The 12,653-nt window shown below is 46.1% G+C and carries 10 protein-coding genes; 2 read left to right on the forward strand and 8 right to left on the reverse strand.

What is annotated here, in order from left to right; all coding sequences use genetic code 11:
• Positions 1 to 32: 32 nt before the first annotated feature.
• The 5 genes from ACFQ0C_RS03140 to ACFQ0C_RS03160 all read right to left on the reverse strand — a co-directional run bounded on the left by ACFQ0C_RS03140 (position 33) and on the right by ACFQ0C_RS03160 (position 5,259).
• The gene (locus ACFQ0C_RS03140) at positions 33 to 1,061 is read right to left on the reverse strand and encodes a serine hydrolase domain-containing protein (RefSeq protein WP_379363890.1); all 1,029 of its coding nucleotides are present in this window, start codon (positions 1,059 to 1,061) and stop codon (positions 33 to 35) included.
• 47 nt (positions 1,062 to 1,108) lie between these two features.
• Entirely contained in the window at positions 1,109 to 2,023 is a 915-nt protein-coding gene (locus tag ACFQ0C_RS03145; RefSeq protein WP_379363892.1) for a C40 family peptidase, read from the reverse strand.
• Positions 2,023 to 3,120 carry a dipeptide epimerase gene (locus ACFQ0C_RS03150; protein ID WP_379363894.1) on the reverse strand — a complete coding sequence of 366 codons (1,098 nt, stop codon included), beginning with the start codon at positions 3,118 to 3,120 and terminating at the stop codon, positions 2,023 to 2,025. The genes ACFQ0C_RS03145 and ACFQ0C_RS03150 overlap by 1 nt, the downstream gene beginning before the upstream one ends.
• A gap of 71 nt (positions 3,121 to 3,191) precedes the next feature.
• Positions 3,192 to 4,499: an ABC transporter substrate-binding protein gene (locus tag ACFQ0C_RS03155; protein WP_379363896.1), complete on the reverse strand. Its 1,308-nt coding sequence runs from the start codon at positions 4,497 to 4,499 to the stop codon at positions 3,192 to 3,194.
• A 157-nt stretch (positions 4,500 to 4,656) separates the two neighbouring features.
• Positions 4,657 to 5,259 carry a L,D-transpeptidase family protein gene (locus ACFQ0C_RS03160; RefSeq protein WP_379363898.1) on the reverse strand — a complete coding sequence of 201 codons (603 nt, stop codon included), beginning with the start codon at positions 5,257 to 5,259 and terminating at the stop codon, positions 4,657 to 4,659.
• A gap of 548 nt (positions 5,260 to 5,807) precedes the next feature.
• On the opposite strand from ACFQ0C_RS03160, the gene ACFQ0C_RS03165 reads away from it, so the two are divergent.
• Both ACFQ0C_RS03165 and ACFQ0C_RS03170 read left to right on the forward strand, forming a co-directional pair.
• Complete coding sequence (locus ACFQ0C_RS03165; RefSeq protein ID WP_379363900.1) at positions 5,808 to 6,968, forward strand: FAD-dependent oxidoreductase; 1,161 nt, start codon at positions 5,808 to 5,810, stop codon at positions 6,966 to 6,968.
• Between the two features lie 54 nt (positions 6,969 to 7,022).
• The gene (locus ACFQ0C_RS03170; RefSeq protein ID WP_379363902.1) at positions 7,023 to 7,694 is read left to right on the forward strand and encodes a TetR/AcrR family transcriptional regulator; all 672 of its coding nucleotides are present in this window, start codon (positions 7,023 to 7,025) and stop codon (positions 7,692 to 7,694) included.
• An 802-nt stretch (positions 7,695 to 8,496) separates the two neighbouring features.
• On the opposite strand, the gene ACFQ0C_RS03175 is transcribed toward ACFQ0C_RS03170, so the two are convergent.
• Genes ACFQ0C_RS03175 through ACFQ0C_RS03185 form a run of 3 tightly spaced genes read right to left on the reverse strand, consistent with a single transcriptional unit; the run spans position 8,497 to position 12,611 of the window.
• On the reverse strand, positions 8,497 to 10,752 hold the full coding sequence (locus tag ACFQ0C_RS03175; protein WP_379363904.1) for a glycosyl hydrolase family 95 catalytic domain-containing protein: 2,256 nt from the start codon (positions 10,750 to 10,752) through the stop codon (positions 8,497 to 8,499).
• An 8-nt stretch (positions 10,753 to 10,760) separates the two neighbouring features.
• Positions 10,761 to 11,630, reverse strand: coding sequence for a carbohydrate ABC transporter permease (locus ACFQ0C_RS03180; RefSeq protein ID WP_379363906.1), 870 nt, complete (start codon positions 11,628 to 11,630; stop codon positions 10,761 to 10,763).
• Positions 11,631 to 11,648: 18 nt separating this feature from the next.
• Positions 11,649 to 12,611: an ABC transporter permease gene (locus ACFQ0C_RS03185; protein ID WP_379363908.1), complete on the reverse strand. Its 963-nt coding sequence runs from the start codon at positions 12,609 to 12,611 to the stop codon at positions 11,649 to 11,651.
• Between the last annotated feature and the right edge of the window lie 42 nt (positions 12,612 to 12,653).

A 12,653-nucleotide genomic window follows, 5' to 3' on the forward strand; every position in this document is an offset into this window, starting at 1 on the left:
CCTTTTGTAAATAAGCTTATTCAACACCCACCCTATGAGTGAAAAAGCGAAGCAAATATTTCATCATGCAGCTGGCGCCGCAAATGTCTGACGGGATTGTCTCGCCCCAAATGGACGGCATTGGTTAGAAAAACGACTGCAAGATCATGGGAAGGATCCATCCATAAACTCGTACCCGTAAAGCCTGTATGTCCGAAGCTTCCCCGCGGCCATAATGTTCCGCAGCTGTAGGGGATCGCTTGAGTGTCGTCCAGCACCTCCCAGCCTAAGCCTCTGTTTTGAAACGGCTCGTTAAGCGCAGCCTGTATGTAAGCCGCCGGAATAATCCCATACTTATCGGGTGCCAGCCATAAATCCGCGTATTTCGAAAGATCACCTGCTGTTCCGAACAAACCGGCGCTTCCCGAAACACCACCTAGATGATAGCTTTTCTCGTCATGTACTTCTCCAATGATATAGGCTCCATCCACAAGCTCTGTGGCAGCAATTCGCTGTTTCAAGGCTTCACCCGGATTGAACCCTACATCAGTCATCCTCAGCGGTTCGAACACGACTCTGCGCACATATTGATCCAACGGCTCACCGGAAACGAGGGCGATGATCTCGCCAAGCAATATCATGCCAAGGTCACTGTATAAAACTTGTGTGCCTGCGGGAGCCAATAGTTCTTGTTTGAAAATATCGTTAAGAACCTGACGTCCTTGCGCCGAGCGCGGCTCAACCGGAAGATCGGCTGGCAGTCCCGAGCTATGCAACAGCAAGTGGCGAATCGTAACCTGCTCATGTTTAAATGCGGGGATATAGGATCTCACTTTATGCTCCAAACTGAGCTTGCCGGCAGCCGCGAGCGTAAGGATTGCCGGCAATGTGGACACCACTTTGGTCAACGATGCAAGATCAAATAAAGTATTCAAAGCAATTGTTCTCTCGGCTGTACCGTCTGAATAAGAACCATATGCTTTATGGAAATGGACTCGGTTTTTCAAAGTTATGCTTATGACTCCGCCCGGTATTTTCTGTTCTTGAACCCAGCCTTCCAGCATTTTATCTACATTATCCATTCCATAATCGCTCCCTACCGTTTCCACCGCCTTCGTATGCGGATTATCTATTTCCAATATCTTTTTGACAGGAAATGCTCTTTGACCAGCTTGTATTCGTCCAATCGGACCTGCTCCACGGCGCTTCTGGAATCCGGTGAATGGATCATGCAGTTGTCCCCTGTATAGATGCCTACGTGATGGACATGCCCTTTTCCCTCATCATGTGCAAAAAACAGCAGGTCCCCCTCCTCCAACCGATCTCGGGGAATCTCCATACCATGACGCGCTTGATCCGAAGCATCCCGAGGAATCAGGATACCCTGTGAGCGGTGTAATTGGTAAGCAAAGCCGGAGCAGTCGAAGCCGAAGGAAGACATGCCGCCCCATAAATAAGGCAGCCCGATGAATTTAACGGCTTGTTCGGCTATGCGATTTCCCGTATGAAATGGAATCGGCTCGTCATTCGGGTCCGAACTAATCCGGACATCTTTCCGGTTCAGCAGGCCAATGCCAAGTGGCGTTTCTACGCGGACGGTTTCATCACTTTCTTCGATTAAAGGAAGCCGGGTTAAAAAGCTTAGCTCCAGCTCCAATGCTCCTAAGGAAAGCATAGCTCGAAATGACGTCACCTCAGCCCATTGCATCACTGCGGACCGATCCGGCAGCTGGGCCAGTTGACATTTCGGGACCCACCCGGGATAGCCGAGAGGGTTATTGCGGGTGCTCTGCTCGGGAATGCAAATCTTCGCCCAATCCCCGCTCTCTTCTACGACGATAACTTCCGTTCCCAGCAGCATTTGAGTTTGCACACGGTTCCCATCGCAAAGATCCAGCTTATCTTGAATGGATAAGCTGCTAATCCAGCCCTCAATATCCGCTGGGTTTTGCAGAGCAGGCTCATCAATATGTCTTGGAGATTCAGCCGATGTCCAAACTGTAGCTACCGAAACCGCCACTTGCTTCTTTACTAACCCGTTCATTACACCGCCCCCATCGAAAATGGCTTCACGTCCAAAATGCCGAGCCCCGCTTCTTGCGGAAGTATCATAGTCGGACCGTCGTACTTGACCCCTCCTGTTACCAAGTCATGAAGCAGCATGAGGGGGGCGTCGAGATCGACCCGGGTAATATTTTTTTTGCTTGCAGCAAAATGGGCAGCCGCCGTAACGGCTACTCGCGATTCGATCATGCTGCCGACCATGCATTCAATGCCGAATTCTTCCGCCATTTGATTGATGAGCTGCGCTTTATAAATACCGCCGGATTTCATAAGCTTGATATTTAACATATCCGCGGCACGACGCCTGATGATTTCGAAAGCCTGCAGAGGAGAAAACACACTCTCATCTGCCATAACAGGCGTTTCTACAGCATCCGTTACACGTTTCAAGCCGTCAATGTCATGTGCCTTCACGGGCTGCTCCACCAGCTCGATATTCAAACCCATATCCTCCATACGACGAATCGATCGGATCGCTTCCTTGGCTTGCCAGCCTTGGTTGGCATCGACCCGAATTTTGATTTCACCGCCTACACGCTGCCGAACCTCACGAATTCGCTCTATGTCTTGTTCGATCGAATCTTTGCCCACTTTGATCTTCAGCACGCAAAACCCACATTTCACATATCGTACGGCGTCCTCTCCCATTTCTTCCGGAGAATTAACACTTACCGTGAAATCCGTCTCAAGCCGATCTCTGTAGCCCCCAAGAAACTTGTATAACGGCATGCCGCTGAGCTGGCTTACCAAATCATAAATAGCCATATCAACAGCCGCTTTAGCACTGCTGCAGCCGACCATCGATTGATGCATCGCTTGCAGCAGCTGCTCATATGCAAGCACGTTCTTGCCAAGCAAAAGCGGAGTGAACGTTCCGGCAATCGCCGCTTCAATACTTTCCAAGCTGTCCCCAGTTATAACAACGGTGGGCGGAGCTTCGCCCCACCCCACTCTTCCGTCGTTTAATGTGATACGAACCAGTACAGACTCAGCGTGATGAACGGTTCGCAGAGCTGTTTTAAAAGGCTTGATCAGAGGAACAGATTGGCGCACTGTGTCGATGCTCCGAATTTCCAAATTGCCGCCTCCCTTGCAGGTTCGTAGAAATTTTGCAGTAAACTTAACTTGCAGGTTAACCGTATTTTGTATTATTTCTTCGGTTTAAACCATTTGTCAGCCGATGCTTGTGTATCCTCAGCCACTTTCTCAGGCGTCAATTTGCCGATATACATGCCCTGCAACGAGTCCTCGAATGTCGTCTTTGTAGTAGGTGTGCCTTGGCTGAAGCCTGTGAGCAGCAAATAAGGGGTGCTATTCTTCTCGTTAAGCGCGGCCATTTTCTTAAGCTGCGGATGCTTAGGCTCAACTCCCTTGATCGGGCTAACTCGGGTAAGCTCATCACTGAACATTTGGCCAAACTTCTTGGATGCCAGGAATTCTATAAACTTCGTTGCTTGCTCCTGGTGTTTCGAGCTTTTGGCAATACCATAGGAGCCGTCTACCCAGGCAGCGATTTGAGCAGGCTCTCCTTTTTTAGCGGAAAAGCCTGGCATGAATTCGATAGGGAATGCTACTTTGTTGGCTTCGAACGTTTCGAGCCTTTGGCTTCCGTTTATGTACATTGCGGCTTTGCTCGTATAGAATAACCCCTGCGCATCTTTATCTTCAATAGCTATGAAGTCTTTCGGGAAAAAAGTCTCCAGCTGCTTCATACGCTTGATGGATTCGACGAATTTGGCATCCTTGAAGTTCGTAGAACCTTTGAGCAGCGATTGCAAATATTCAGTTCCTCCGTATGCGCTTGGACCAATTACAGTATGAGTCGTAGAAAGTAAATAAGCAGCTTTACCGGATTGAGCGATTGGAATAATATTTTTGGCTTTTAGAGCTTCACATGTTTTCACGAATTCTTCCCATGTTTCCGGAATCTGCAAGCTGTTGTCGTCAAAAATCTTTTTATTATAGAAAATAACCGCATTGTTCAACATTAAAGGAATGCCATATACTTTATTGTCTGTACCTCTGGCCGCATCCAAATAGCTATCCGTGAAATTCTCGATACCTTTCACCTTATCCACAGGAGTCAAATAATTCGCGTCAGCAAGAGCTTTGGCGCCGTCATAAGGCCGAAGCTGCAAAATATCTACGCCTGTGCCCGATTGCAGAGAGTTGGCCAGAATTGTGTTGTACTCCGTCGCTTTGAAGGGCTTGAATTCCACCTTAATATCGGGATTGTCTTTCTCGAACTCTGCAATAAACTTTGCGTAGCCGTCTTTATCTTCAGGTCTCCAGCTGTACATAACCAGCTTTACGGGATCGCCTTTCGGCTTAGCTACTTCGCCTCCTGCGGCAGGCTTATTAGCCGTCGGATTGGTAGCGCTTCCACCACTGCAAGCACTAACGATTGAACTCAGCAGCACCAGCATAGTACCGAATAATAGTTTATTCCTTTTCATGTTATCATGCTCCCTTTTTATAAATTTACAATATCTTAACAAAAGTATATTAAATTTTATTACTTGATGTAAAGGTATTTTTGAAATTTTATTTCTTTGTTTATAAAAATGTGCAAAAAAATACCGACTGCTTCATAGCAATCGGCTTGTGTCTTGTTCAACCTATCCTTATTATAGGATGCTTTTGCGGATAAATCGCTCTCATCAGACGCACCAAATTATTATAGGACATCGCAACACAGCCTGCAGTAGGGCTGTTCTCACCTTCCCATTGGTGCATAAAAATAGCGCTCCCTTTTCCCTTAATAATCGGAGCCATATTATATTTGATAATAATAGCATGCGTATACAAGCGATGGTTCAATCTTTCGAAGGATTTCCAATGATCCGATGGATTTCCTTCATAATGCATCCATTGGTTATAATCATCGGAATACTGATCATCAATCCAGTAATCATACTTAGTCACTTGATGATAAGGAATAGTGATTCCTTCAGGAGCTTGTTTTGTACCAAATGATTCGCCAAGCTCATACATCCCCTTCGGAGATTTCCCATCACCTTCGGTTTTGTCATTAGTGCTTCCGTTTCTCCCTATGACAGCAGGGAAGCTCTCCATCGTTTGAAACCATTGTCCATTAATCTTTTCAAACAACTTCACAGTTGCGTGAAAAGAGCCGGGATTATCCGGTTCCACAACAATAACTTGCTCGCTTTCAAGCATAGGATCATGCATATCCGTCCTTTGATTGTGAACCATAAGCAGTCCTCCAAAAATGGTATAACTGTTAGTTTCAACAAAACAAAGGAATTTCCTGTTTATAAGCGAGCTTCTTAAAAATAAAAACTCTATGAGCCGAGCTTTGTCAAAGATGGGTCTGCAATCATTATTTCATAATGTACCCTGACTTGCCGAACGATATGCTCCCTCAACTAAATAATGCCTTCACTGCTTTAGACGCCCATGTCAGCAACATTACATTTTCCAAAAAATCAGGTCAGGGCATCCACGATATGCATACAGGTGTCGACAATAGAAGAACCTCGTACTATTTACGTCGTCAAGAAGCGCTGCTTAACCGCGGCTGTTCGCGGTCATTCGGTAAGCTTTTTATGAACCCAGACTTCGGCATGAAGGCATCAGATACATACTGGATACAATAACTACATACAATAGCTGCAAAATAACGATCAAGACAAGGATAAAATTACTATCGACCGTAACGAACATTGTTCTTTACGAACGGTGTTCGTTGTGATATAAATAAGACATAGCAATCATAATCTAACTTTGAGGTGTTGATAATCATGACAATAGAACAAGTAAAGGAAGAACAACGCATAGCAATTGTAGGAGCAGGCCCAGGCGGGCTGACGTTGGCCCGGATTTTGCAGCAGCATGGAATAAAGACCGTCGTTTATGAACGAGAGCCCGGTCCTAACAGCCGCCAGCAAGGCGGTTCATTAGACATCCATCACGATTCCGGACAAATGGCTCTAAGAGAAGCTGGTTTATTCGAACAATTCGAAGCGCTTGCCCGATTTGAAGGCGAAGACTTCCGCCTTCTCGATAAAACAGGCAAAGTCTATATAGATGAGTTCGCTGAATCCCAAGGCCAGCGTCCCGAAATTGATCGCGGAACGCTTCGCGAGCTTCTACTAAATTCTCTCGACCCTGATATCATTCAATGGGGGCACAATTTGGTCCAAGCTATCCCTATGGAAAATGGTAGGCATGAGCTTCACTTTGAAAACGGTCATGTGGATACCGTCCACCTTGTCGTGGCAGCAGACGGTGCCTTTTCCCGGATTCGTCCGCTCCTCACGGATTCCATACCTGCCTATTCCGGACTTAGCATGGTTGAACTCTATCTGGACAATGCAGCTATCGATCATCCAGAGATCGCTGCTTTTAATAGACGCGGCAAAATGTTTGCTCTTGCGGACCATAAAGGCATAATGGGGCAATTGAACGGAGACGGCCGCATTTGCGTATATTTGGCATTTCAAATTGAACAAGAGTGGCTGGATACCTGCGGCATTCCGTTCGATCTGCCCGAGGAGGCGAAACAACAGCTGCTGAAGCATTTTGATGATTGGGACGAATCTCTTCAGAATTATATCCGATCCGCTGACGGCCCCATGATCCCGAGACGCATCTATATGCTGCCTGTCGGCCTCAAATGGACCCATAAGCCAGGCGTCACGTTGATCGGCGATGCTGCGCATTTGATGTCTCCTTTTGCCGGAGAAGGCGTGAATCTGGCTATGCTGGATGCTATGGAGCTCGCTTTGTCTATCGTCCAGCATGGTGATCTCGACAAGGCGGTAGATGGCTACGAGATGAAAATGTACGAATACTCCTCCAAATCAGCTGAGGAATCATATGCGAATCTCAAGCTTATTTTCTCCGATGATGCGGCAGCCAAATTAACGGATCTGATGAACCAGTATTATGTACAGCAGTAAATCACTCTACCTACATTTTTCTATTACATTCGAGCTGCTATAAAGGAGAAAACTATGAATAATCCACCTAAAACCGTGATCAGCCGTCGTTCGCGGCCTGCCAAGGAGCCGCTAAGCAAAGATCTCATTGTGAAAACGGCCTTGGAATTATTAAAAAATGAAGGCTCAGCCGGGTTGAGCATGCGTAAAATCGCCAAAGTGCTGGATACCGGCCCCTCTTCTCTATATGTATATGTCACGAACCTTCAGGAGCTTAGCGCCTATGTTTTGGATTATGGACTGGATAAGGTCGTATTTCCAAGCTCTCAAGACGGTTCCTGGAAAACAAGGCTATTCGATATGCTGAACTCTTATTTAACGGTTCTATACAAATCCCCGGGTATTGCCGAGCTCTCGCTAACTACGATTCCAATAGGTCCTCACTCGTTAGCGATCACGGAATACATCCTTCAGCGTTTGCATGAAGGAGGAGTCCATTCTACGTCAGCAGCATGGGGTGCAGATCTATTGCTTTTATATGCATCTTCCGTGGCGTTCGAACAAACATCCCGTGATAAGAAAGGGACAACGCTGCTTGCTATTTCCTCTTCTTACCAATCGTTGGATGCCATTCAATATCCGATGCTTGCAAGTTTGAGGAACGAGATGACCTCCTCCGATGGTGAAGAACGGTTTCGTTGGGGGCTAGAGGTGATCTTGCACGGAATTTTGCTAAAGCAGGAATAGAATAAGAAAAGCTTCAGATCGAAGCCCTTTCGAGGAAGATACATTCGTGTCTTAGCGGTGGCTTTTCTTGCAATATTAGAAAGGTGAACCTCCGGTTCGAACTTATACTTTCTAAATATTATCAGAAAAACGGAGTTTCCCTTTTTATAAGAAAAATTCCGTTTTTTTAGTTTTTTGGGAATAGTAGAAGTTTATTATTAGCGTACTTGCTTAATCCCTTCAAACTGAAGAGGGAATCCTGTATGGGATTAGGGCTGATGATGAAGTCACGTTCTTTTCTATGAGATGCCTACGGTGGTGGGAACACGATCCTCAATAGGTTATCCTCTTACGGAACGTCATTCCGTTATTTGTTTGGAAACGATCGAATTTATGATTTTACGGAAGTACGATGCGTTATTTCGTCTCTATCTCGCCCAAATGCAACATTTGGATGCAAATAAAGCATCGTACTTCCGTTCCACCGTAATGATCACTTGCATTTGACAAAATAGCGTATCCACGTTCCCCCAGTGAGGAGCAGCAGTAATTGGAATCACCAGACATTATGCACGAAAGCTAATTTGTTGTCATATAAGACCGTCATAGTTCCTTTATTGCCTCGGAAACATCAAAAACAGAGAGTTTACGGAAGCGTTAGTTCCGCTAACTCTCTGTTTTTGCACATATCACCCCTGCTTTCTCCAAATAAAGGAACTCCCGCTTCCGCTATCGACCTAAAATGGAGCCCGCAGCTTGAATAGAGGAACTTTCAGTTCCGCCGATCCTTCATCGGTGTGCGAATCGAGCTGACGACCTGCCCCTATAACTCCGGATTACGCCCGTGGTTTCTTTCTACTCTTGTTCTTGCATTTAAGCCGTAGCTATTCACGGCTTCCGCTGTAGGTGCACACGGATCAACAGTCCATTCCGTCCCATGCCCAAGAGCGAAGACAATCTCCTCACCTTTTAGCAGCTGCAGCCTGATCAGCCCCTCACTGATAGGCTCAATCTGAGCCTTAGAAGCGGTAACTACCTGATAAGGCTCTGAAATTCCTGTTCTCAGCAAGCATGGCTCTCCAGCTAAGCTTTTAATTCGAACAAACTGAGTAACGCCTTCTTTTCTTACGGCGCTTACCAGGAATCCTCCTTCCGCACGCATATCATGGATGGCGGCATCCTTCCATGCTTCGGGTAATGCAGGAAACACACGAATCGTGTTGCCCCAGCTCTGGAGAAGCATATCATGGATCGATTGCGCAGCAGAGAGCGGGGTTTCAATAACGGGCCCAAGCTCCCGATACATCGTAGTTGGAGATAAAAAGCCTTCCCATAGGCGTTTTAAATAAGCCAATGCCCTATCGCCGTCTCCAAGCCCTGCCGATATGGATGCAGAGCCTGTACACGAATAGCCTTCCAAATATTCCGGCTTGCTCTGCCAGTGCAGGAGCGATTTCTCGATGCGCTCTCTATTCCCCGGCTGTTCAGCGTGAATTAAATATAATGGATAGATCATAAGTAAATGGGAGTAATGACGATGCGATTTCTCATAGGATTGGTCCCTGCCGATCAGGAAACCTTCACTGTCGTTCTCAGGATATGCAGTGAGATTCTCCAGCACTTCGCCCCATCGCTCCAGCAGCTCATCTCGGATACCAAGTCGCTGGCAGCTGTATATGAGAGCTTCGCATCCCCATCTCAGAAGAGACAGATCGTAATTGCAGTCTTCCATCACTGCGCCGTATTCGGGCGATGAGGTTGCCAATAAGTGCAGTCTCTGCTCCTCATCCTCGTACAAAAAGTGCAAATAATAATTAATAGAACGCCGCAGTAACGGATACAGCACCTCTTCGAGATAGCTGTCATCCATGGTCATCCGGTAGTAGAGCCAGCAGTCATGCAGTGCCCATGTTAAATTCCCTGCTTCCGCGAAGCCGGATTTTACAGTTCCGGGTACAACTACTGGAGCCAATAAATCCAGTGCGGTCGATGTCGGAATTCCTGCGGAATCATGACGGTACGGTTCAGCAACGTTGCTTATCAAGCTATCCAACCCGTTATGCAAGGTTCTCCATAAGGATTGCGCCAATGGCAAACGGTTGGAGGCGAACAGCGGCCAATAGCTTAATTGTACATTCAAATTCCAGGTAGCGTATGGCCATGGAGATTCATCCAGCCACGGTCCCTGGTTATCGATAAGGGCACGGTCTGCCCGGGTAGCCGAAAATAATTTATACATTTGAATCCAATAAAAGCTCTCCAGCTGCGTATCGGAAAAGGAAACAAAGCTTAACGGGTAATACTTGTGCCAAGAATGGCGGTGAGACTCCCATAGTGATTCCGATGCAATGGCTGCTACTTGTTTAACTGTGGCCCATGCATCTCTGTCGGCAATTTCTTGCGGATAGCTGTGAGCTGCACTTACAATGAGCAAGCGTCTATCATCCGTCGTTTTTTCTATCCAGGCCGTAGCCGTTTGACCCCCTGCCGATAAGGGCTGAACTGATAAAGATATTCCCTCCTCTTGTCGGAACAAGCTTTTCGGATTAGGCAAATAGGAAGCCATTGTTCTCGTACTGTCTCCATGGCGCAGTCCATAGGATTGTCGCGGACTTACAGCTTCGGCGGCAAACCATTGCCAGAAGCAGTTCTTTTCACCTGAATCAGGCTTGGTTTCTACTAAAATAGCCAACTCTTCCGAATGAACGATCGCCTTAATATCAACTTGACCTTTATCCGTGAAAATAGTTCCGTTAAGCTCAGCATTCCATAACTCAAGCCTCATCTGGCAACCCGTAACATTCCCTTCGAAAACCAATAGAAAATGTCCAATAGGAAGCCTTGCTCTGCTAAAACCCGGAATTCCGTGAGAATCATCACGATGGTCCTGCACATCACTCCGATAAATCTCCAGATGCCAAGCAGCTTCCCCCGGCTCCTTGAACAGCATGGCCCCCATCAACCCGTTACCCAAATAAGGGCTGTCCTCCCACTTCTCCGGACAACGGTCCCAGATCAGATCATGCTTGGCAAGAAATTGCGGCCAATCCACATTAAGCTTCATATTTGCAGGTCCCATCCTATCACCTACTCCTTCACAGATCCCAAGGTAGCACCTTGAATAAAATATTTTTGCAAATAAGGATACAATATCACGATCGGCAGCGTCGAGAAAATAATGACCGCAGTCTGCAGCGTTTCGGGATTGTACGGCAGCATGACATTGCTTAATGATCCCATGATCGTTTCCTGATTGACGATATATTCTCTCACTTTTAGCTGAAGCGGGTACAGCTTCGTATTTCGGATAAACAATATGGCATGGTAAAAAATATTCCAATACGCAACAGCATAAAATAACCCTACTGTCGCCATGACCGGCTTGGATAAGGGCAGAACAATGCTGAACAAGGTACGGAAATCGCCGCAGCCATCCATCTTGGCAGCTTCTCCGATTTCACCCGGTATTTGTTGGAAGAAGGTTCGCACAATGATCAGATTAAATGCCGATATACCACTAGGGATGATTAGAGCCCATATACTGTCAAGCATGCCAAGCCCTTTAATAGTCAAAAAGTACGGAATCATCGGGGGATGGAATATCATCGTGAAAACGATGCCGATCATAATCGGCTTGCTCATTTTAAACTCCGATTTGGATATCGAATAAGCAAGCATAACCGTGATCAGCATACTAAACAAAGTGCCCACTACCGTAACGAACAAGTTAACGCCGAGCGCGGTCCACAAATCATTTTTGGCCAAAATAAATTGATATGACGCCAGTGTAAACTCAACCGGCCAGAAGGCGATATGCCTTCCTTCTACCTGAAGCGGAGAGCTCAATGAAATAGCCGCCACATGAACCAACGGCAGGAACATCGTTAAAGAAATAGCTAGCAGTACGAAATAATTGGAATAATGAAACAAGTTTTCCCCAAACGATCTTCTTATCATATTGCTTCTTCTCCTTTCCTAGAAAAGACCTTGTCCTGTAGTTCTCTTGGATAATAAATTTGCGCCCCATAAGAGGATAAATCCTACCAGTGATTTGAATAAGCCGATTGCCGTTGTCACACTGTAGTTTCCTTCCTGCACACCTGAACGGAAAACATAAGTATCCAGTATATCGCCCACCGAAAATGTCATTGGAGTCAATAAAACATAGGATTGCTCGAAGCCAAGCTCCATAAAATTACCAATTTTAATCAAAAATAAAATCATGATCGTCGGAGCCAGGGAAGGCAGCGTAATGGAGAATAATTGCCTCCACTTGCCTGCTCCATCCACAGTTGCCGCTTCATATAGATTAGGATTGATGCCTGTTAAAGCCGCCAAATAAATAATTGCGTTCCAGCCCACTTCTTTCCATATTGAAGAGACGGTAACAATAGTACGGTAATAAATTTCCTTTTGCATAAACAGGATCGGATCACCGCCAAATAACGTTACAAGCTTGTTCATCACCCCATTGGTGGATAACACTTCAAACATAATCCCACCTATAATAACCCAGGAAAGAAAATGCGGAAGATAGAAGAAGGTTTGAACCGTCCGTTTAAAAAGCTTCTGCTTCGCTTCGTTAAGAAGAAGTGCCAGCACTAGCGGAGCCGGGAAACCGAACACCAGCTGGTATAAGGCAATAAGCAGTGTGTTTCGTAAAATGCTTAAAAACTCGGGGTAGCTGAAAATAAATTCAAAATGCTTAAATCCAACCCACGGACTTTTCCAAAATCCGTTAAATATTTGATAATCCTGAAATGCGATTAAGGAGCCTAATACAGGCACATAACGAAAAACCAAAAACCATAAAACACCAGGCAAAGCCAATATATATAAAGCCCAATGCTTTCTTATATTGTCCAAAATCCGTTGATTCAAGGTCTCCTTTTTGTTTCCGGAACGGGCATTCTGAGGCTGTGTTACTGCAGTTTCCAAGGTCCGTCCTCCTATTCTGGGCAAGGTTAAGGCCATATCCGT

The sequence above is a fragment of the Paenibacillus sp. GCM10027630 genome (assembly GCF_042676305.1).
Taxonomy (GTDB): Bacteria; Bacillota; Bacilli; order Paenibacillales; family NBRC-103111; genus Paenibacillus_S.